The sequence below is a fragment of the Nodosilinea sp. LEGE 07298 genome, assembly GCF_015207265.1.
In the GTDB taxonomy this organism is placed as follows: Bacteria; Cyanobacteriota; Cyanobacteriia; order Phormidesmidales; family Phormidesmidaceae; genus Nodosilinea.
On the sequence record NZ_JADEXE010000096.1, the window covers coordinates 1 to 21,088 of the forward strand.

General features: G+C 55.3%; 18 protein-coding genes. 13 read left to right on the plus strand and 5 right to left on the minus strand.

All coding sequences use genetic code 11. The features are described from left to right. The 4 genes from IQ273_RS14570 to IQ273_RS14585 all read left to right on the plus strand — a co-directional run. Positions 1-525 (plus strand): hypothetical protein (locus tag IQ273_RS14570; RefSeq protein WP_228053048.1); only part of this gene is annotated, 525 nt, incomplete at its 5' end. A gap of 101 nt (positions 526-626) precedes the next feature. Then, positions 627-1,289, plus strand: a complete 663-nt coding sequence (locus tag IQ273_RS14575; RefSeq protein ID WP_194023907.1) for a V4R domain-containing protein — start codon at positions 627-629, stop codon at positions 1,287-1,289. Positions 1,290-1,296: 7 nt separating this feature from the next. Further along, positions 1,297-3,096 (plus strand): serine/threonine-protein kinase, encoded by a 1,800-nt coding sequence (locus IQ273_RS14580; protein ID WP_194023908.1) that lies wholly within the window; start codon positions 1,297-1,299, stop codon positions 3,094-3,096. A 61-nt stretch (positions 3,097-3,157) separates the two neighbouring features. Further along, entirely contained in the window at positions 3,158-3,547 is a 390-nt protein-coding gene (locus tag IQ273_RS14585) for a RidA family protein (protein ID WP_194023909.1), read from the plus strand. Between the two features lie 77 nt (positions 3,548-3,624). On the opposite strand, the gene IQ273_RS14590 is transcribed toward IQ273_RS14585, so the two are convergent. Next, positions 3,625-4,578, minus strand: coding sequence for a YihY/virulence factor BrkB family protein (locus tag IQ273_RS14590; protein WP_194023910.1), 954 nt, complete (start codon positions 4,576-4,578; stop codon positions 3,625-3,627). Positions 4,579-4,791: 213 nt separating this feature from the next. Here IQ273_RS14590 and IQ273_RS14595 point away from each other — a divergent pair, with 213 nt between their 5' ends. Next, on the plus strand, positions 4,792-6,702 hold the full coding sequence (locus IQ273_RS14595; RefSeq protein WP_194023911.1) for an acetate--CoA ligase family protein: 1,911 nt from the start codon (positions 4,792-4,794) through the stop codon (positions 6,700-6,702). A gap of 136 nt (positions 6,703-6,838) precedes the next feature. Next, positions 6,839-7,009: a hypothetical protein gene (locus IQ273_RS14600; RefSeq protein WP_194023912.1), complete on the plus strand. Its 171-nt coding sequence runs from the start codon at positions 6,839-6,841 to the stop codon at positions 7,007-7,009. Between the two features lie 339 nt (positions 7,010-7,348). On the opposite strand, the gene IQ273_RS14605 is transcribed toward IQ273_RS14600, so the two are convergent. Both IQ273_RS14605 and IQ273_RS14610 read right to left on the minus strand, forming a co-directional pair. After that, entirely contained in the window at positions 7,349-8,161 is an 813-nt protein-coding gene (locus tag IQ273_RS14605; protein WP_194023913.1) for a hypothetical protein, read from the minus strand. Positions 8,162-9,046: 885 nt separating this feature from the next. Further along, positions 9,047-9,268: a hypothetical protein gene (locus tag IQ273_RS14610; RefSeq protein ID WP_194023914.1), complete on the minus strand. Its 222-nt coding sequence runs from the start codon at positions 9,266-9,268 to the stop codon at positions 9,047-9,049. A gap of 26 nt (positions 9,269-9,294) precedes the next feature. Between IQ273_RS14610 and IQ273_RS14615 the strand changes: the two genes are divergently transcribed. Together IQ273_RS14615 and IQ273_RS14620 are read left to right on the plus strand one after the other, a co-directional pair. Then, entirely contained in the window at positions 9,295-9,555 is a 261-nt protein-coding gene (locus IQ273_RS14615) for a hypothetical protein (protein WP_194023915.1), read from the plus strand. A 348-nt stretch (positions 9,556-9,903) separates the two neighbouring features. Beyond that, positions 9,904-10,263, plus strand: coding sequence for a hypothetical protein (locus IQ273_RS14620; RefSeq protein ID WP_194023916.1), 360 nt, complete (start codon positions 9,904-9,906; stop codon positions 10,261-10,263). Between the two features lie 19 nt (positions 10,264-10,282). Here IQ273_RS14620 and IQ273_RS14625 read toward each other — a convergent pair whose 3' ends face one another. Further along, positions 10,283-11,311, minus strand: coding sequence for a DMT family transporter (locus tag IQ273_RS14625; protein ID WP_194023917.1), 1,029 nt, complete (start codon positions 11,309-11,311; stop codon positions 10,283-10,285). Positions 11,312-11,926: 615 nt separating this feature from the next. Between IQ273_RS14625 and IQ273_RS14630 the strand changes: the two genes are divergently transcribed. Beyond that, on the plus strand, positions 11,927-12,799 hold the full coding sequence (locus IQ273_RS14630; protein WP_194023918.1) for a M48 family metalloprotease: 873 nt from the start codon (positions 11,927-11,929) through the stop codon (positions 12,797-12,799). Between the two features lie 84 nt (positions 12,800-12,883). Here IQ273_RS14630 and IQ273_RS14635 read toward each other — a convergent pair whose 3' ends face one another. Continuing rightward, positions 12,884-13,483, minus strand: coding sequence for a DUF3611 family protein (locus tag IQ273_RS14635; protein WP_194023919.1), 600 nt, complete (start codon positions 13,481-13,483; stop codon positions 12,884-12,886). Between the two features lie 306 nt (positions 13,484-13,789). On the opposite strand from IQ273_RS14635, the gene IQ273_RS14640 reads away from it, so the two are divergent. The 4 genes from IQ273_RS14640 to IQ273_RS14655 all read left to right on the plus strand — a co-directional run bounded on the left by IQ273_RS14640 (position 13,790) and on the right by IQ273_RS14655 (position 20,973). Next, positions 13,790-16,519 (plus strand): MGH1-like glycoside hydrolase domain-containing protein, encoded by a 2,730-nt coding sequence (locus IQ273_RS14640; protein ID WP_194023920.1) that lies wholly within the window; start codon positions 13,790-13,792, stop codon positions 16,517-16,519. Positions 16,520-16,870: 351 nt separating this feature from the next. Next, the gene (locus IQ273_RS14645) at positions 16,871-17,968 is read left to right on the plus strand and encodes a response regulator (RefSeq protein ID WP_194023921.1); all 1,098 of its coding nucleotides are present in this window, start codon (positions 16,871-16,873) and stop codon (positions 17,966-17,968) included. Between the two features lie 25 nt (positions 17,969-17,993). Next, entirely contained in the window at positions 17,994-20,633 is a 2,640-nt protein-coding gene (locus IQ273_RS14650; RefSeq protein ID WP_194023922.1) for a PAS domain S-box protein, read from the plus strand. Further along, positions 20,626-20,973: a response regulator gene (locus tag IQ273_RS14655; RefSeq protein ID WP_194023923.1), complete on the plus strand. Its 348-nt coding sequence runs from the start codon at positions 20,626-20,628 to the stop codon at positions 20,971-20,973. Before IQ273_RS14650 ends, IQ273_RS14655 begins: the two co-directional genes overlap by 8 nt. Positions 20,974-21,088: the final 115 nt, after the last annotated feature.

Below are 21,088 nucleotides of genomic sequence, written 5' to 3' on the forward strand. Positions count from 1 at the left end.
GACCCACCCTGCCCCTCAAACCCAGAGGATCTTGACATGACCTTTAAGCTTGACGCCCTGTTTGACTCGCCCGACAAGCAATACCTCGATACCAACGATCTCAGCACGCTGAGTCAGTACGTGAGCTCGATTCCAGAACGCATGGCGGTTTACCGCACCCTGCGCGACCAGGAGATTGCCATTATGCAGCCCATTGCCGATGCCCTACAGCAGCAGGCTGGCCACCCCGAACCATTGGTCGAGCGTAGCGTGCGCAACGGGCTGATGGTGCTGCGCTACGCCGCTATGGCCATGCTGCTCGACGACGATGGCTTTGTGGAGGAGCGGCTGCAGGGCTGGCTACCTGAGATGGTTAAAGCCTACGAAACCCAGGCCGTTGATCAGATGTTGTTTCAGCTGCTGCAACAGCAGTTAGGCAAGGTGTTTTCGCCAGCCCAGCTCGGCCTACTCAAGCCTAGTCTTGAGAAAGCACAAAGCCTGATGCTAGATACTCGCGAGACCGTTACTCTGGCCGGGCTGCTCTAGATGTGACTAACGTTTGGAACGGTTGAGCGTTTGGGGGTTGCCCCTGCCCCGCCTCGGCGGGTCTGACCACCATTACCATTTTCCTGTGAAGGACATTTCCTATGGTTTCTGTTGCCGATTTACTCACCGATGGCCGGCTACCCGGCAACTATTTTGCGCAGGATCTTTATGTGCGAGGGTCGACCGAGTTAGGTCTGCTCGAAAATCGCCGGGGCGATCGCCTCTTGGCTATTCCTGACCCGCTACTGCAGGCTATTTATTCTGGGCTTGAAAAAGAAACGGGCCAGGCCTCGGGGCTAGTGCTCTACAACTGTGGCCGCTGGTGGGGTAAAAACTTTTACGCCCGCTTTTGTGAAGAACTAGCCGATTACTACAAGCAGCCCCTGGCCAACCTATCGATGGCTGAGTTTTTGCAGTCGCTGCAGCAGTGCTGGAAAACCCACGGCTGGGGTCAAATTCACTTAGATATTGCCTACCGCGATCGCGGTTTTTTGGGAGTAGAAATCTGGCATTCGCCCTTTACCGCTGCAGCGCCCCAGGGCCAAAAACCCTCGGGAGATCTGGAACGCGGCATTTTAGAAATTTTCTTTACCCAGCTCACCGGGCGTGAGTTGCGCTGCGCCCAAACTAGCTGTACCGCTAAGGGCGATGACTGCAACCGCTTTATTTTAGGGCTAGAAAAGCGGCTGGCCCCCGTAGAGGGTATGGTAGCCAACGGTCAGGCCCACCAGGCGATCATGCAAACCCTCATGCAGCAGGGGTAATCAAGCGGTGGCCCTAACCCGGCAGATCAGGCGATCGCAGTATCGCATTCTAGGCTTAGTAGGCCGTGGGCAGTTTGGTCGAGTCTACTGCGCTATTCACCGCAAAACCGGGGATCTGGTGGCCATCAAAGACCTCCATAAAGATCGGTTTCCCACCCACAAATTTTTGCGGGAGCTGCGGTTTTTAATCAGCCTTGAGCACCCTAGCATTGTTACCTGCCATGCCCTTGAGCACTCGACCAGCGGGCGGCAGCTCGTGCTCGACTACTGCGAGGGGGGCACCCTGCGATCGCTGCTCGAAAGCGATACCATGCTCACGGTGCAGGAGGTGCTGGGCTTTGCCCTAGATATTCTCGCTGCCCTGGAGTGCGCCCATCGCCAGGGTATTGTGCACTGCGACATTAAGCCCGAAAACATTCTTATGGAGCTGAGCCCTGGCGGCTGGGTGGCGCGGGTGTCTGACCTGGGCATTGCCCGACTCAGCCAGGAGGCGACCGAGGCCGATGGTGGCCACACGGGATCTCCCGCCTATATGGCTCCGGAGCGTTTTTACAATCAGCACCCTCCCGCCGCCGACCTCTATGCGGTGGGGGTTATTTTGTATGAGCTGCTACTGGGCCAGCGCCCGTTTTCGGGCACCCCCATGGAGCTGATGGTGGCCCACCTGAATCGCCACCCCATCGTACCGACTCAGGTGCCAGAACCCTTAGGCAAAGTGCTGCGTACGGCGCTGCAAAAGCTGCTGCCCAAGCGCTACACCACAGCCCGCGACATGCGCGCCGACCTTATGGCGGTGTACGAAACTTACCAAACCCAGGGTCAGCTGGCCGAACCGGCCTGTCCTAAAGGTCTGCCCGAGATTGACTTGGCCCCAGATTTAGTCTCTGTACCCCTGCCCCACCCGACAACCATCATGGGGCTGGTGCCTCTGCCCCACCAAAATCACCTGTTGGTGACCTGTAGCCAGCAGCGGGTGTGGTTTTACCACTGGGCTCAGGAGGGTATGGCCACCCCCCACGAGAGCCAGGGGTTTACGCTACCGGCCCCGGTACGGGCTTTTTTGCCAACGCCCCAGGGAGGCGTGCTGGTGACCACAGAGTCGCTGCACCTGCTGTCGATGACCCATGGCTTAGGCTGTATTGCCCAAGGTACTGATCCCCATGGGGTAGCGGTTGCCCCCGGCGGGCGCTGGTTTGCCACCGCTGCCCAGGCCGCTAGCAATCGCATGACAGTCTCTATCCGCCACCTGACCATGTCGCCGGGGCAGGGGGTCAAAATATCGGCACCGAGGACGGCTAACCTCCCCACTCAATCGGGGGATGCGCTGGTCACTCTAATGACTCCAGACGATCGCCACGCGGTGCTGGTAATGCACCGAGGCAGCCGCACGGTGTTCTATGGGGTGACTCGCCGGGGCACCTACCTGGGGGCCATTTCGGCTTCGGTACCCATTTACAATCTGGTCGCTACCAGCCGCCCCTACCGCTACCTGGCCCTGGAGAAAACCTGCCCCAACGCCGTGCTGATCGTAGATTTGATGCCCTTTAGAATTTTGCGCTATCGGGTTAACATCGCACCTCGCTGGCTGTTTGAGACCGTGGTAGGCTACGGTTTGCTCAGCCAGGATGGGGACTTTGCACTGATTAATGACGAAGGTCGGGTGATGAACCGCATGACCGGACTGCCCCGCCCGACGGCGATCGTACAGCGCACGCCCACGCAGAATCTGTGGAGCGTCAATGAGGGCGATCGCAGTCGCATTTACACCGTAAACTTGGGCGACTTAGCCTCAGATATTTTGTTTTAGCCACTATTTAAGCCTCTGTTTAAAGAGACACTAGAGGGCAATTGTTTCAAAAATAAAGCCTATGCTGGAGTTTATGACTCTGCCCAATAACGTGCTGCCTCCGGTAGCTCCCTATTCCCATGCGGTTAGAGCGGGAGATTTTTTATTTGTGACCGGGCAGCTAGCGGAAGATCCGGCTACGGGCGAGGTGGTCAAAGGCCCGATTGAAGACCAGACTCGTCGGGTAATGGAAAACCTGGCTCTGGTGCTCAACCATGGGGGCAGCGGCTTTAACAAAGTGGTAATGGCCCGCATTTTTGTCACCGACTTTCGCTATTACGAAACGGTCAACGCTATTTATCAGTCGTATTTTGGCAGTGCTCCTCAGCCCAGCCGCACTACGGTAGGCGTAACGGCTCTGGCGGGCTATGGGGATGTGGAGATTGATTTAATCGCCTACTGCGGGGAGTAGACGGGCAGATGCGGAGGGGCGTCGGTTGGCCCAATCAAAACAGTAGCCCCTCCCACCTTTTTTACCCTCACCGGCGACTACTCCCCAAACCTTGCCTCTCGGCGCTTTGTGCCAAACATGTGGGCGTATACAAACGAAAACTCGCAGCCCGCGAAGAAAATCTGGCAGGCCAGAAAAATCCACAGCATGAGGATCATCACGCTGCCGATGACGCCGTAGGAGACAAAGCGACCGCCTAGGCTAATCACGCTGTTGCTGACCAGCCACTGCAGCCCAGCCAGCAATGCGGTGGTGAGCAAGGCACCGGGCCAGATGTCTTTCCAGGAGAGTTTGATGGTGGGGAGGATGCGAAATAGGCCCGCGATCGCAAACCCTAGCGCCAAAAATGACCAGCTCGCCTGCAACGTTTTGCTCAGAATGGCTTCGTCAATCGTCAGTAGGTCAAAGGTTGCCTGAAAGGTATTGACCAGGGTAAGAATGACCTTGATGACAATTTCTGACAGCAGCGAGGCCAGCAGCAGCAGTGCCGTGGCCAATACCAGCACAAAGGCCGACAATTTGTTGACAATGAAAAAGATCGCCATCCGGGCAGGCGACCCCGCTTCGCTGACGCGGCTGGGGGATTCCCAGATCTTGTTTACCGATCGCTTCAAGATTGCAAAGATAGTGCTAGCGGCAAATAGCAAAATGCTAAACCCCACCAGCCCTGCGCCAACGCTGTTTTCATTGAGAGAGAGAATGGTGTCTTTGATCAAGTCGTGGACTTCAGGGGGCAAGTAGCGCTGAATCACATCCTCAATTGCGCCGAAGACTTCGGTATTGGGGCCGACCAGCGCCCCGATCACGCTGAGTACCACCAGCAGCAGCGGAAATAGCGAAAACAGGGCGTAGTACGACAGCGCGGCGGCCATACCGGGAACGTTATCGCGGTCCCACTTGAGCCAGGTTTGAATCAAGAGCTGGACGGGTTTGGACGGGAGAATCTCGGTGCGCAGGTAGGGCAACAGGCGCAGTCGCACGTAGTTGAGCATGGTAGGGGAGGGGCAATGAAACCGAGGCTATTATCGCCTACATCTTTCGTTATCCGTTAGCTGTGGTAGGTCGCGCTGGGCACTGGTGCACCCAAAAACTATTCAAGCTCACCTACAGATCGCCCATAATTTATTCCCCATGTCCATCCCTGCGGTACATGAATTGAAACGCGATCGCTGTCTAGTATTAGGAGTATTTGCTTTGGAGAAGCAATGGTTCTCGATCAACTTCCGGTATCCCGCGTGAACGCTCGCAAAACTGATGCCTTTGATGTTTATAACAGTCGGTTTTATGAAGGCAGCAATCCTTATTTGAACACGGCGGCGATCGCATTTGATTTTGCCCTCACCGGAAACCACGATCCACTGCCGATCGAGACCTATGTGGAGGCAGTGAGCGATCGCTATCCTCGCCTCAAAGAGCGAACCTACGACTCCTACGCCCATCTCTTTGCTCAGGTGGCCGCAGCGGTCAACCAGCTCGATATGGGTCTGCATCTTCAGCAATGTAGCGTGACCCATTGGGGTGCTCGCTGCTGCATTGCCGTCGAAGCCCTGCACGGCCGCACAACGCGATCGGTCGTTTTTGCCGTGTGGGATTGGTTTGAGGCCATCACCCAAGACCAGCGCTTTTATATCGAAGACCAGATTGAAATATTTCAACGCATGTTTCGGCAGTCGGTGTATGGCGGCCCTACGGTGTATGCGCTACTGCAAACCGCGCAGGAAAAAGACATTCCTACCTTTTATCTGTGGGATGAGGGGTTGATGCAGTACGGCTACGGCAAAAAGCTGGTGCGCGGCGTAGCCACCACCTTCGATACCGATAGCCATTTAGATTCAGACTTTACAACCCGCAAAGACGACTGCAAAGCCTTTCTCAGCACCTTGGGGTTCCCGATACCAACGGGCGAAATTGTGACTACTGGTCAGGAGGCCCTAGCTGCTGCCGATCGCATCGGATACCCAATTGCGGTGAAGCCGGTGTCGGGGCACAAGGGCGAAGGGGTAACGGCAGGGGTGCGCGATGCTGACGAACTGGAGGCCGCGTTTGATCGCGCCGTTGCCTCAGTTCCTGAAGATGAGACGGTGCGGGTGATTGTCGAGAAGAGCGTCACCGGCTCCGATTTTCGAATTTTGTGCGTGAATGGTCGCTTTGTGGCGGCTATGGAGCGTCAGCCCGCCTCAGTCACGGGGGATGATCTCTCAACCGTCGGTGAACTGATTAACGATGCGAACCGAGCCGTCGATCGCAGCGACACGCCGACCTCGCCCCTGGGCAAGATCAAAGTCGACGATGCGATGGAGAGCTACCTGGCCGAGCAGGGGTTCACCCTGGAAAGCGTTTTAGACAAAGGTCGCACCGTCTATCTACGCAAAGTGGCCAACCTTTCCGCCGGGGGAGTCAGCATTGACGCCACGCCCACCATTCACCCTGACAATGTGATTTTGGCGCAGGATATTGCTCAGCACTTTCGGTTAACCTGTTTGGGCATTGATGCGATTACCCGTGACCTGTCGCGATCGTGGAAAGACGGTAATTTTGGCATTCTTGAAATCAATTCGGCACCGGGAATTTACATGCACCTGAGGCCATCTGTGGGCGATCGCGTCGATGTCACCTCCCCCATTCTAGAAACCTTTTTCCCAGCCGAAACCAGCGCCCGAATTCCGATCATGACGTTTAATCGACTCTCGATGCGCGATTTGCAAGAGCTGGTTGACCATATTTTACTGCAGCACCCCAACTGGGTTATTGGGGCAGTGTGTCGAGAGGGGGTGTTGATCAATCGGGCCGAAAAAAACTTGAGTACAGACTACAACGCCAATGTGCGGAACCTGCTGCGGAACCCCAAACTCGATATGTTAATTGCCGAATATCGAGGCGATGTGTTTGAGCACGAAGGCGTGTTTTACTCGGGTAGCGATATGGTTGTTTTAGAAAACCCCACCGAAACCGAAACTATTCTCACCCGAGATGTTTTTCCCTATTCAACAATCATTGTGCGAGAGGGCGATAACATCTCGATTCGCCGAGAGGGGCTAATTGAGCAATACCGTTTGGGCGGAGGAGAACCCTTTAGCCGCGTTTACTTGAAAGAAATTGGCACGATTTTATCTTAATCGTTATGCGAGTATTGATTGGTAAACTGTGCTGGCGTAAGCGTCCCTAACTCTACGCTGGCTAAGCGAAGTCGTAAACCTCTCGGCAAATGATTTGTTCACGGCACCGAGTGGCAGGTAATTTGGCGCATTAACTATGCTGATGCGGGTTCGCTGGCGCAACCTCAACCAGGCAGTAGTGCAGCAGCTGTTTTGGGCTTTGTGTGCGGGCAATAGCATCTCGATTCGCCGAGAGGGGCTGATTGAGCAATACCATTTGGGCAAAGGAAAACCTTTTAGCCGCGTTTATCTAACTGAATGTGAATGACGAGCCACCTGTAGCCGATCGCGCCCTTGTTCTTTTGCTGTGTAGAGTGCTTCGTCGGCCTGCTTGATTAGGGATACGAAGGTGAGAACCTGGGTGCAGAGGTAGGGGAGGAAGCGCGATCGCATGTAGTTGAGTGGGGGCAGGTGGGGGCAGAAAACCTGAGGGTATTATCGCTCACCCGTGGGACAGGTGCAGAAAGGATAAGCACAACCAACGGCCTAATCTCGATGCAGTTTTGATCAACTGGCATAACGGTTCGCTTGAGCGGCTGTAAACTACCTGTACAACACAACGGGATCTTTCAGCAGTCCGCTCCGAGCTAATTGTTAGCCCTCACGACTATTCTAGTAATGAACTATTGTCTTGAACGTCGTGACTTTTATTATCTTTCTTGTTCGTAGTTGAAGCAATTCGCAGAAGTTCAGTCCCAAGAGATACAAGAGATAGGATGTAGGCGTCATCAATATCAAAAGCAGCCCCATGTGCAACACGATTCCTAACACTCCAGAAATCACGAAAAGCGGGGAAGAAATCTCGGGGGAAAATACCTTCTCTCACACCCATTTCAACGTATCGCGACGCTGAAAACAGCCCGTCAGTAGAGATACCCGATTCCTCTAAGCGATCTCTCAACTGTTGCTCAATCTTTGCAGAAAGCAGTAGCAATGCAGCCTTCGGATCTTTGCTAGATTCTTCTAAAACTTTTTCAATTTCAGAAGAAACGCTACCTGATAAAGAAGCTTCTTGTTCTTTAGCAACAGCATCTTGTGCTCTCTCAACTTCCTTTTCAAGATTTTCAATACTTTCTTTTAACTCAAGCTCTGTATCTCCAACTCTAATTTTCTTAATGTAAGGGGCTACTGACTTAAGATCAGGGAGTACGAAAAGTAAAGCTGCAATTCCAATTAACCATATCGAATTAATGTCAATCTGAGCATTTGGGAATATTATTCTTACTACCACAAGAGCAAGGCACGCTGAAACTAATATCCATCTTTTATTTACCTGCTCAACATATCTTAACCAGTAAATAATGTAAGGCTGAATTAATGCAAAAATTACTATGGCTAGAAGAATAAAAGAGAAGGTATCGAGTTTTACTGCCTTTAATACATTGAATAGGTCAGGTTTCACTTGTCTGATGATCAGCAAGGCACAACAGAGTGCTACTACTGCCCAACGAATCCAACGTCTCCATCGCTGCATATCTCAGAGCTTCGTGCAAGTGAATTATCGGGAACGTTTAGAGTTTATACCAATTTGTAAGAAACTTGTTTCTTAACCAAATATCAGGAATTTACCTGAAAGAACCTCCCTAAACCAAAACAAGGGCTAACAAACAGATAGTCTTCAAGGATAGCCTCACCGATAACTCAGAAGGCTAACTCATGATTAGAGGGAAAATTTCTGCCTAATACCCTCATATGGGATTTTAGGTGGAAAGTTGTCTGCCTAAACACCCCTACAGGGATCTTAGGTGGAAAATTATCTACCTAAGATCCCTATACAGGTTATTAGGTGGAAAAATTCAGTATAACTGCCCTCTTAGGTCGGTGGAGGTTTCTCAAACTCCCTTTATGCCTTACTAGTGCCCTACTATTGACGCGGAGCTTTTGTACCACTACACTCATCCATTAAGCCGTTCGACCCGAGCGGTGTTCACGCAGAACTCGAAAATCTTGGCGCTGTCTGAAGGTGCGCGAACACCAACAGACAGCTAACCCCGCAAGTCTGACCGGCAGATTGCGAGGCTAGGCATATGGTACCCTAGCCCCCTCAGTTTGCAATTCAAGCGTGGGTGGCTAGGGTTTTCGCGTTCTGTTTCTTCCGTACCCACAAGAAGGAAACAGAACCGATGTTTGAATATCTCGAACCCGATGCCAGCGACGACCAAGGGACCGGGTCCCTACCGCTACCACCCAGGTCTGGAGCCAACGATAAAGGGACCCGGTCCCTCAACCCCGAGAAAGTGCGCCATATGCTCTTTGGCAGCCTCGCCGCCATAGACCGCACCATCAAAATTCTCCATGCCCTCGGCTACACCGACCCCAACGACTGGAGCGACCCCATCCCCGCACCGCCCAGTGCCGAGGGGGCAACAACCGCCCGGTCGTCGAGCGGAGTCGAGACGGGGTCGTCGAGCGGAGTCGAGACGGGGTCGTTGAGCGGAGTCGAGACGGGGTCGTTGAGCGGAGTCGAGACGGGGTCGTTGAGCGGAGTCGAGACGTGGATGGTGATCATGACTAAGATCGTGCTCATTGAGTAGCGACACCTAAAGAGACCGCGTGCCTGCTGCCGATAGCAACGTCTGGGGTCAAAACAGTAGGCACCCGGTCTTTAATCGCAAACTGACACTGCTGTTTAGCATGTTGCGCCCTGAGATTGCTTTGCAACGCTGCGCGAACATTAAACACAAGCCGCTGATTGTTAAGCAGGCAAAGCTATTTGGCAAAGTGGCACAGCTGTTTACCTTGTTGCACCCGCTGATCGTTAAACACAAGCCGCTGATCGTTAAACTGGCACAGCTGTTTAGCAAAGTGGCATAGCTGTTTAGCATGTTGCACCCGCTGTTTGGCATTTGCACTCCTCTGATTGTTAAACTGGCACAGCTGTTTAGCAATTGCACCCCGCAATTTAGCTCCTGGGCAGGCTACAGCAATCCTTTCACCCTGCGTTTGCTAATTTCACTCCGCCATTTGACTGAGGTTTGGCCAAAACCTCCTGTTTCTGGTGCGATCGCAAATTCTCCAGGGCAACATTACCTTATGAGACTGTGCTGTACCAATTAGAGAGCCGTTTTCTCGACTCTGCGGTACAAAATTCCTGAAAATCAGGCTATAGAGCCAAAAGACTTCTAAAAATACCAAACTCTTAAACATAATGAGGTAACCAATATGGCTATTGTTGATACCAGTCGCCGTCTTCCAACCCGTTCTACGCTGCAAGACATCGAGGCCTACGAAGGGTTTGCTACCGTTCAAAATTACACGACCAGACGGCCAGAAGCGACTGCCGAGGTGCTGCAAGCCAACCTAGCCATCATGCAGGCCAAGCAGCAAAAAGAAACCGAACTGGCGGCCCTAGCCAAAGCCGCTGCCGACGAAGCCCGCCAGGCCGAGTGGGAATTCCACAACAGCGTAATGGCCATGAAAGAATCGGTGCGAGGTCTGTATGGCCCCGACAGCCACGAAGCCCAATCGGTCGGCTACAAGAAAAAGTCTGAGCGCAAGCGTCCCCGCCGCCGCGTCGCCTAGACGAGTCATGGGCGCAGCCTCAAACCCCCCTAAACCCCATCCCGGTTTCAGCCTCGGGCTGGGTGAGGGGCGGCTTGGGCGCTGCCGGCTGACGACTGCCCCACTGGTTTAAGGCAATGCCCACGGCAATTACCGCGCCGCCGATGTACTGTGCCCCAGTGGGAGTTTCTCCCAAAATTAAAAAAGCTGCCAAAATTCCGGCTAAAGGGTTAAACGCGTTCGCCAGGGCGACCTCTGCGGCATGGCTAGTCTTTAAACCCTGAAACCAGGCCAACTGTCCGCCCACTACGATCACAACGCCATAGCCCACCATCCACTGCCACACAAACGGCGAGAACGCATCTTGAAAATGGTCTGGCGCAAACAGCACGATCACAGCCACAAAAAAGATGGCGGTACCCAGCCCAGTTCGAACCAGGTTAAACAATCCCAGGGGCACTTCTCCCAGGCTGGCTTTGCTGGCCACCGTTGCGATCGCAGCGGCCACTGCCCCACCCATTGCCAACAGTTCACCAGAACCAAGGGTAAGCCCAGCCATCTGCACCATATCGTCTGTGGGAGCTTGCAAACTAATGGTTAGCACCACCCCTACAAACGACACCACTGCCCCAGCCACCACCCAACGGTTGACCCGCGCCCCCAGCAGCAGCACCGACAGGGCCAGCGCTAAGGGCGGCTCGATGCGGCCCAGCAGCACCACATTGTTTACCGTAGTCTGCTCCAAGGCCCCAAAAAACATGGCTGGGGCCAGTGCCCCCGAAAGTAGAGCAATAAACCCCAGCATCAGCCAGGTTTGCCAAGAAAAATGTCGCCACCGCCGGGGGGCTAGCTCTGACCAATAGACCAGCAGCAGGGTAATCAACGCCACTAGGTTGCCTACAAACAGCACATTGCAAAACGAAATTGGGTTGCGCCCGTCGACCAAATGCTGAGCCCCAATGTCGGTTAGCCTGCGAGTAACCGAATTGGCGGCGGCAAAAATCACCACCGCCAGCAATAGGTAAGCTCGACCCGGAACTCGCTGTAAGGGCTGAGAGAGAGAAGTCATGAATTTGCCCGAGAGAAAGGAGTGTATTCACCGCTACGACCTGAGGCCTTAGCACAGTATCTAACTCTCGACACCCTACCACTACTGCTTTTGAACACAAAAGGCCCCCATCGCCGCCCCGCCGCATAGGCATGGGCTGAGTCAAAAATCTCCTTTTAAGGATTGCCTTTAGGAGACGTTTTTTGTGGAGATGGCTGCATGACTAAATATTCATAAAGAATGATGGCCAAATGCCCTAAAACAATAGGGCATGAGCCACACTTTAAGTAGCTAGTAAAACGCTTATGTTCAGGTCAAAAATATCCTCAAGGCAAAGGTGTTATCACAGTAGAGATCCCTCTAAACTCTTCTAAGCAAGTGGGTAAAAAGCTGCCTTTCCTAGCCGTATAGGAGAAGTATCCGAAGCTAATCAAGCCTGTACTCACTGAGTTGAGAACCGATATGAGGCAGGCTCTACGTGGGTGGGCCAATTCAAATGTAGGATGGGTTAGCGATAGCGTAACCCATGCGGGTGTTGGGTTTCGTGCCTCAACCCAACCTACATCGACTTAATATTTAATTGCGCTTGCCTACTTATACGGAAGATTTGTCTTTCAGTTGTTGGGAGATGTAGTCATGAAAATGTATCAGAAAGCTCTTCGGATGGGTGCCTTGATAACTTTGATTACTCTTTCTTCGCCTTTAGGAGCGTCTTTTGGTGCCCTTGCAATGGATACTCCTGGCTTCCAGCAATCATCTTCTTTGGCAGCACCTTTTCTGGCTCTTGAAGATCGCGATCGCTACACCGAAGCCAGAGAAAACATGGATGCGGATGTCTACATGCTCTATCGTGTGGCTGACCGCCTAGTTCGCGCCAATGACATAGATGTGCCTATTTGGAATATCGGAATTGTCTCAGATTACAAAGTCTATGCTTACACAGGAGAAATCTATACCATATTTTTTGGCAATGCCTTTTTAGATCTCCTGGATGGAGATGTTTCAGCCATCGCTTTTACTATGGCCCACGAGATGGCCCACCATGAAACCAATTACTTTGCCCGAATAGATGAGTTTGAACGTCAGCTAAGGCAAGAGCTATTTGAATCGTTAGGCGGCGGTGCTATCACAAGGGAAACCATCGAAAGAAATCCAGAATACATCTCTAGATTTGAGCAATTTTACACGGCTATACAAATGGAGGCTGACCAGAAAGCCCTAGAGTATATGGCCAGAGCCAACATTGACCCAGTAGGTGCCTTGGTCACCTTGCAAGCCATTGAAAAGTCCTATGGAACCTGCGCCCAGTACACAGAAAGAATTGCCGCGATCAGAACTGCCTTAGCTGAAAACTCATTCGCAACGCTGAACCTGTTAGGGCAATCTCGCCTAGCCGTCACGTCTCCCCTCGCCTTTGAATTCCTCGAAATTGAGAATGGATATTTATTGCAGGTAAGGCAACATTATGTAGACTATGGGGCCAATGTAGATGCCCTATTCGGTCCATAGCGTTGGATACCCATAGCTACACCTTGCAAGCCATGGTCGGTTTGCGCACAAAGATGGGCAACAACATTTTTTGAGCTAAAAACTTTAGGTAAACAAATCGGGCGAGGTGCGGTGGCGACCCACCTGGTAGATCAGCAGCAGCGCGATAACTACCCCGACGAGACCAGCGGCGATCGCGCTTACCATCGCCTGAATGGCAATCATGCTAGAGGGGGTAATCAGCCCGCCTGGTACCGCCGCTGCGCCGGGGCTAACCACGGTGGTGCCCTGGGGAATCGTCAGCATTTTGATGCTCAGCAGGGTAACGCGCCACAGGGCCAGCAGCACCCCGATCGACATCAGCGCCAGGTTGCTCAGCAGCCCCAGCTTGAGGTTGCGCTGCACCGCCGATTTGGCCGGGCGCAGGTCGGGGTCTTCGAGCCGTCGCGCCATGCGAATGTAGCGAAAGCACCAGTAGATGCTAAACAGCAAAATCGCCAGGCCCAGCAGCGCTAGCCAAAGGCCAGCGGACGATCGCACGTCGCGCCACTGAGGGTTGACCAAAATACGGGCGATCACCACCAGCAGCGGCACAACACCCAGTAACGACTGCAAAATCAATCCGGCCCAGCCCAAAGTGCGGCAAAAGCGGGCGATTTGGCCAGGGCTGGGGCTGGATGGCTGGGCGCGAAGGAAGTCGAACATGGTGACGATGGGGGGATGAGGTGTAGGCAACGGTTAGGGGATCCCCCTGCCCCCTTAAAAAGGGGGGTCTGAGTCCGCTTCAAAGTCCCCCTTTTTAAGGGGGATTTAGGGGGATCGCTAGCTTTGGCCAGTAGTCCCCAAATTTCTAGATGTGCCCATTTAAGACCTAATCCATAGGAATTTCATAGGAAGTTTAGGGAAGATGATTCTCAACATCTTCCCTGGGGCTTAAATCTCTGTGAGATTTTTCAGGCCTCACTGGGGATCGGGCAAAAATCGAGCTACTTTCGCCAGCAGGACAGCACCGTGAACGCAGAAGCTAAACGTCTGGAACAGATTCGCGCTAAAACGGCCCCCTGGCACAAATGGGGACCCTACCTGAGTGAGCGCCAGTGGGGCACCGTGCGCGAAGACTACAGCAGCGACGGCAACGCCTGGGATTATTTTCCCCACGACCAGGCGCGATCGCGGGCTTACCGCTGGGGCGAAGACGGCCTCGGCGGCATTACCGACGACCACAACCTGCTGTGCTTTGCCCTTGCCCTGTGGAACGGCCAAGACCCAATTCTTAAAGAGCGGCTGTTTGGCCTCACCAACAGCCAGGGCAACCACGGCGAAGACGTGAAGGAGTACTACTTTTACCTCGACAGCACGCCGACGCATTCGTATATGAAGTACTTGTACAAGTACCCCCAGGCGGCGTACCCCTACGAAGATTTGGTCAATACCAACGCCGGTCGCAATCGCTACGAGCCGGAGTACGAGCTGCTGGATACGGGTATTTTTGACGAAGACAAATACTTCGACGTGTTTGTGGAGTACGCCAAGGCCGACTCCGAAGACGTGCTGATTCAAATTAGCGTGGCCAACCGGGGGCCGGAGGCAGCCCCGCTGCACCTGCTGCCCACCCTGTGGTTTCGCAACACCTGGTCGTGGAAGGAAACTGGCGACAAGTCGGTGCTAAAGGCCTTGGGCAACGGGGTGGTGCAGGCCCACGTCAACAATCCAGAGCTGACGGACTTGATGCGCGACTACTACTTCTACTGCGATGCCGGAGTGCCGCTGCTGTTTACCGAAAACGAAACCAACGCGGAGCGGGTGTTTGGCCAGCCCAACCCCAGTCCCTACGTCAAAGACGGCATCAATAACTATGTGGTAGACGGCAAAACCGACCTGGTCAACCCCGACGGAGAGGGGACTAAGGTGTCTCCCTATTACCAGCTCACCGTGGGGGCGGGCGAAACGGTGGTGGTGAAGCTGCGGCTGACCAAGAGCAGTCCTGACCAGGTAGGCGACCCCTTTGGGGCCTACTTTGACGACCAGTTTGCGGCCCGACTGCGCGAGGCCGACGAGTTTTACGCCACGGTGATACCGCCGCTGGTGCAGGCCGATGCCGATCGCGCCAATGTCATGCGGCAGGCGCTGGCGGGCATGATGTGGACCAAGCAGTACTTCTACTACGACCTCGACCTGTGGCTGCGCGAGCGCGGCATTACCCCCTGGACCCCCACGATCAACAAGAGCGGGGTGCGCAACAGCGAGTGGTTCCACATGATGAATGACGACATCGTATCGATGCCCGACAAGTGGGAGTACCCCTGGTACGCCGCCTGGGATTTGGCGTTTCACGTTATTCCCATCAGCCTGATTGACCCCGACTTTGCCAAAGACCAGCTGATGCTGATGCTGCGCGAAGACTACCTGCACCCCAACGGCCAAATTCCGGCCTACGAGTGGAACTTTGGCGACGTGAACCCGCCCGTGCACGCCTTTGCCACCTGGGAAATCTACGTGCGCGATCGCGAGCGCAACAACGGCCAAGGCGACCTGGAGTTTCTCAAGTACGCGTTCTCGAAGCTGCTGATCAACTTTACCTGGTGGGTCAACCGCAAAGACGAGGGCGGCAACAACCTGTTTGAGGGCGGCTTTTTGGGCCTCGACAACATCGGCGTGTTTGACCGCAGCTCGCCGCTGCCGACCGGGGGCAGGCTAGAGCAGGCCGACGGCACCGCCTGGATGGTGTTCTTTAGCCAGCGCATGTTCCAGATTGCGGTCGAGTTAGCCCTGCACGATTCGCTTTACGAAGACCTGGCGATTAAGTTCTTTGAGCACACCATGTGGATCGCGGGGGCGATGGACCGCATTGGCGTTCACCAGGACGAGCTGTGGGACGAAGAAGACGGTTTTTTCTACGATGTGCTGCGGTTACCCGACGGCAACTCGACCCGGCTGAAGGTGCGATCGCTGGTGGGCCTGCTCTCGCTGATGGCGGTGGCGGTCTTTCCGCGCGAGGCCTTTGACAAGCTGCCCCGCTTTAAGGAGCGGGCCACCAAGTTTATTCAGCGCCACCCCGAGCTGTGCGGCAACGTACATTTGCCCAATCAGTACGGTGTGCGCGATCGCCTGATGCTCTCCATTCTCAACGAAGCCAAGCTGCGCCAGGTACTCACCCGTATGCTCGACGAGAGCGAATTTTTGAGCGACTACGGCATTCGCTCCCTGTCGCGCACTCACCTGGATAACCCCTACGTCTTCTACCACGCCGGGCAAGAGTACAAAGTGGGCTACGTGCCCGGCGACTCTACCTCGGGCATGTTTGGCGGCAACTCTAACTGGCGCGGCCCGATCTGGATGCCCGTCAACCTGCTGCTGATTCGAGCGCTCTTGCAGCTCTACAGCTACTACGGCGACAGTTTTACTATGGAGTACCCGACTGGCTCAGGCGACCATAAAACGCTGTTTGAAATTACCCAGTGCATTAGCGAGCGCCTGGTCAGCATCTTTACTAAAGATGAGAACGGTCGTCGTCCGGTCTACGGCGGGGCCGAGAAGTTTCAGAGCGACCCCCACTGGTGCGATCTGATTTTGTTTTACGAATACTTCCACGGCGACGATGGCTCAGGCATTGGGGCCAGCCACCAAACCGGCTGGACGGGCTGCATTGCCCGCATTATTCAGGCGCTGGGCTACTTTACCCCCGAAACCGTGCTCGACACCATTTCGCCGGGAGAGCTGGCCAAGTACACCGGCGAGTAGCGCCGCCAGCTCAGCCTAGACCACGGCTGGGGAAGGGTTTGGGGCCGCTGGCTGATACGAAATCGGACTTAGCAAACCCCGATTCACAATCAGGAACCCCGTAGGGGCTTAGCATGCTAAGCCCCTACAAATCGGGGGTATTGATTCGAGATTTGGCATGACACCCTTCCCCCGCCTGATCAATCGTGGCCTTAAGCCCTTTATCTACCCAAAGATAGTCGCGGTTTTAAGGAATAGAGCTAAATCAAGGGTGCTTATTGCCGGAGTAAGGGATTGTGGACAGCAAAACACAGGAGTATTGTGAGGGCAACATAACTTCCTTTAGGCATTCTTTTGTAATGTTTTTTAATAATGAAAATACTGCTGTTAGAGGACGATCCGCCCACCAGTGAGTTTTTAGCCGATACTCTGACCACTCACCGCTACGCTGTCGATGCGATCGCCGATGGCGCTACCGGCCTCGATTTGGCCAGCCGCTGGCCCTACGACCTGCTGATTGTTGACTGGCTGCTGCCCAGCCTGGATGGGCTAGAGGTGTGCCGCCGCCTGCGAGCCCAGGGCAGCCTTACCCCCATTTTGATGCTGACGGTGAAGGCCACCAGCGACGATATCGTCGCTGGGCTAGATGCCGGGGCCGATGACTACCTGTCTAAGAGCTGCGATGCAGCACAGCTGCTGGCGCGGGTGCGCGCCCTACTGCGCCGCAGCGGTACGGCGTCCCCGGTGCTGAGCTGGGGTAAGCTGTGCCTCGACCCGGCCCTTACCCAAGTCACCTACGACCAGCAGCCCGTGCCCTGCCGCCCCAAAGAATACGAGCTGCTGGAGCTGTTTTTGCGATCGCCCCAGCGCCTGCTGACCCGCAGCGCCATTATCGACCACCTGTGGCCCATGGCCGACACCCCAGTCGAAGGCTCGGTCACCAACTTGATTAAAGATTTGCGCCAGCGCCTCAAGGCGGCAGGCCTTGCCGGTAGCCCCATCGAGACGGTTTACGGGCTGGGCTATCGGCTCAAGGGGGCTCCTCAGGCTGCGCCCGAACCCAACGGTTCCCCAGCGGAAACCGATGTTTCCCCCGCAGAAGCCGACGACGTGAGCCCGCCCTCGCCCCGGCTAGATCAGGTTATGCAGCGGGCCACCCAGCGGTTTCGGGCTTCTCTAGAGCAGCGGCTGGGGGTGCTTGACAAGGCCATACAGGCCCTCGAAACCGACACCTTGAGCCCCCAGCAGCGGCAGCTAGCTACTACTGAGGCTCACCAACTGGCCGGAGGTCTGGGTTTATTTGGCTATGCTCAAGCATCGGAAGTAGCCGAGGCGATTGAGGGGCTGCTGCGCTCGGCTACCTATGCTCAGCTCCAGGCTCAGCTGGCCCATCAGGTAGAGTTGCTGAAGCGATCGCTGGTTATTTCAGTCAGTGAGGAAGAGATCGCGGTTGGGCACAACAGCCCGTGAGCCATGCCTGAGCTGATTTAGCCCTATGCCCCTACCTCGCCTACGCCGCCTGCCACCGCCTCTACCGCTGCACTGTGTGCTGACGGTGCCGCTGGCGGTATCTACGCTGGTGGCGACGGGGTTAATTGGCTATCTGTCTTGGCAGGCAGAGTCCGGCAGGGCGCGCTATGTTCTACCGCTGGTACTGCTCACCCTGGAGGCCGCGATCGCCCTGGGGCTGCTGCTGACCGAGCGGCTGCTGGCGCGGCTGCGGCTGTTTGCCCGCCTCAGCAGCCAGCTAGCGACCGGCAATCTGGCCCAGCGATTGCCCACCAACAGCCGCATTAGCGAGTTTAACCACCTGGCCCGCTCGTTTAACCAGATGGCCGACCAGCTGCAGCAGTCGTTTCAGCACCTACAGCTCACCCTGGCGGAGTCAGAGACCAAGTTCACCACCATTTTTCGCACCAGCCCCGACCCAATTGCCATTGCCACTCGCGATGAAGGTCGGCTGCTGGATGTCAATGACAGTCTGCTGGAGTTCTTTGGCTATAGTCATGATGAAATGGTAGGGCGTACGGCGCTAGAGCTTAACCTGTGGGCCGATCTCAGCCAGCGCGTGCTCTACCGCACACTGCTGGAGCAAGAGGGCCGGGTGCGCAACCTGGAGGTGCAGCTATTCACCAAGCTAGGTGAGATCAAAACGGTGCTGCTCTCGGTCGAAGCCCAGGCCCTCGACGGCCAGGACTGCCTAATTGTGACCCACCGCGACATTACCGATCGCCATCGGGCCGCAGCCGCGCTGGGCCAGAGTCAGCAGCGGCTGGCTTTGGCCCAGCGAGTGGCCCAAGTGGGCTACTGGGAACTGGATGTAGCCAGTCGGGCGCTGGCTTGGTCAGAGATGAACTTTCGCAACTGGGGCCTCGACCCCACCGCCGCTGTGCCCACCTATGACGAGCTGCTGCAAAAGCTGCCCGTAGACGATCGCGATCTCCTGATCCAGCGCGTAGAGACTGCCCTTACCGACGGCCTGCCCTACCAGATCGACCTGCGCCCTATTCACCCCGATGGCTCGCTCCACTACCTCGATGCCCGAGGCGAGCCCGTGTTTGACGAGCGGGGGCGGGTGGTCAAACTAGTGGGCGTTTCGATGGATATTACCGATCGCAAGCGCGTTGACCTGGCCCTGCAAGCCAGCGAAGCCCGCTTTCGGCAGCTGGCCGAGACCGTTGAGGAAGGTTTTTTTGTCTATGAAACCGAGACTGCCCACTATTCCTACGTCAACCCCGCCTATTGGATCGTTCGCGGGCTGCCGCTCGACAGCCGCGCCGACAGCATGGAGCAGTGGCTATCGGGCATTCACCCCGACGATCGCGATCGCATTGATGCCGCGCTAAAGCAAGAGCGCCAGGGCGAAAACTTTGACCAAGAGTATCGCTACAGTACCCCCGCTGGCGAGCTGCGCTGGCTGAGGTCAAAGGCGTTTCCCATTTGCAATGATGCCGGTCAGGTGGTGCGCATCGTTGGCACCGTCGAAAATATCACCGCCCGCAAGCAGGCTGAAACCGAGCGCAAGCGCACCGAAGCGGCCCTGCGGGATAGTGAAGCCCGCTTTCGCAGCGCCTTTGACGATGCTCCCTACGGCATTTCGCTGGTGACAACTACCGGGCAGTTTGTGCTGGCCAACGCCTACTACTGCACCCTGCTGGGCTACACCGAGGCCGAGCTGCTGAGCCTTTGCTTTAAAGACATTACCCATCCTGACGATTGGGACGCAGACTGGGCTGGGTTTGAGCGCTTGATGCGGGGTGAAGCGCGCACCTACCACATGGAAAAACGCTATTTGACCAAGCAGGGGGAGGTGATTCCGGTGATGGTCAATGCGGCCCTCATTGACGATGAAGATGGCCATCCACTGTACTCGGTGGGCCATGTGCAAGACATTCGCGATCGCCTCGCTATCAACCGGATGAAAGACGAGTTTATTTCGGTGGTGAGCCACGAGCTGCGCACCCCCATTACCGCTATTCAAGGAGCACTGGCGCTGCTAGGAGCCGGGGTATACGCCAATCGACCCGAGAAGGCTCGCCGCATGCTCGATATTGCCATCAACAACAGCGATCGCCTGGTGCGCCTGGTCGACGACATTCTCAGCTTTGAGCGCCTGGAGTCGGGCCAGGTGCAGCTCGAAAAAGAACCCTGCCAGGTGGCTCACCTCATGTACCAGGCGATCGACAGTGTGCAACCTCTGGCTGACCAGGCGGCCATTACTCTGGCTCTCACCCCCCTCACAACCACGCTGGTTGCCGCCCCCGATGCCATTATTCAGGTACTCACTAACCTGCTGAGCAACGCGATTAAGTTTTCGAACCCAGGCCAAACGGTGTGGTTAAAGGCCGAGGTAGACGAAGGCGCGATGTCGTCTACCTCGGTCATCGTTACAGTGCGCGACAACGGGCGCGGCATTCCAGCTGACAAGCTCGATCGCATCTTCGAGCAGTTTCAGCAGGTCGATGCCTCAGACTCTAGGCAGCGGGGCGGCACCGGCCTAGGGCTAGCGATCTGCAAGCGTATTGTAGAGCAGCACCAGGGTCAGATCTGGGTTGAAAGCAAGGAGGGGCAGGGCAGCACCTTTTTTGTCACCCTGCCCCTGACCCCCAGTCCTTTGGAGGCGGCCCATGCCTAAACGCGTGCTGATTGTGGATGACGAAAACGACATTCGCGATATCGTCCAGGCGGCGCTGGAGGAACTGGCCGGGTGGCAAACCCTGGGGGCCGCCTCGAGCCAGGAGGGGCTACAGATAGCCCAGCAGTCGGCCATCGACGCGATTTTGCTCGATATTTCAATACCCGACATGGACGGCTTTGAGATTTACCAGCAGCTGCAAAGCCACCCCGCCACCCAGCATATTCCGGTAATTGTGCTCACCTCTAAGGTGCTGGCCCGCGATCGCGATCGCTTCACCGCCCTCCAGGTAGCGGGTTTGATTACCAAACCCTTTAACCCCCTCACCTACCCCTGTTAAGGTGATCATTCGTACTAGTGCGGTCAATTGGATAAGCTAAAGACGTTACCCCTGGCCGCTTAGAGTCAATGAGTTAGCGTCCCATGATAAACGCGCTATTCGAGCAATTTGTTGA

Coding starts and splice junctions, on each gene's coding strand:
- IQ273_RS14575 (WP_194023907.1), top strand. CDS start 627: ATGGTTTCTGTTGCCGATTTACTCACCGATGGCCGGCTACCCGGCAAC.
- IQ273_RS14585 (WP_194023909.1), top strand. CDS start 3,158: ATGCTGGAGTTTATGACTCTGCCCAATAACGTGCTGCCTCCGGTAGCT.
- IQ273_RS14590 (WP_194023910.1), bottom strand. CDS start 4,578: ATGCTCAACTACGTGCGACTGCGCCTGTTGCCCTACCTGCGCACCGAG.
- IQ273_RS14595 (WP_194023911.1), top strand. CDS start 4,792: ATGGTTCTCGATCAACTTCCGGTATCCCGCGTGAACGCTCGCAAAACT.
- IQ273_RS14600 (WP_194023912.1), top strand. CDS start 6,839: ATGCTGATGCGGGTTCGCTGGCGCAACCTCAACCAGGCAGTAGTGCAG.
- IQ273_RS14610 (WP_194023914.1), bottom strand. CDS start 9,268: ATGAGCACGATCTTAGTCATGATCACCATCCACGTCTCGACTCCGCTC.
- IQ273_RS14620 (WP_194023916.1), top strand. CDS start 9,904: ATGGCTATTGTTGATACCAGTCGCCGTCTTCCAACCCGTTCTACGCTG.
- IQ273_RS14625 (WP_194023917.1), bottom strand. CDS start 11,311: ATGACTTCTCTCTCTCAGCCCTTACAGCGAGTTCCGGGTCGAGCTTAC.
- IQ273_RS14630 (WP_194023918.1), top strand. CDS start 11,927: ATGAAAATGTATCAGAAAGCTCTTCGGATGGGTGCCTTGATAACTTTG.
- IQ273_RS14635 (WP_194023919.1), bottom strand. CDS start 13,483: ATGTTCGACTTCCTTCGCGCCCAGCCATCCAGCCCCAGCCCTGGCCAA.
- IQ273_RS14645 (WP_194023921.1), top strand. CDS start 16,871: ATGAAAATACTGCTGTTAGAGGACGATCCGCCCACCAGTGAGTTTTTA.
- IQ273_RS14650 (WP_194023922.1), top strand. CDS start 17,994: ATGCCCCTACCTCGCCTACGCCGCCTGCCACCGCCTCTACCGCTGCAC.
- IQ273_RS14655 (WP_194023923.1), top strand. CDS start 20,626: ATGCCTAAACGCGTGCTGATTGTGGATGACGAAAACGACATTCGCGAT.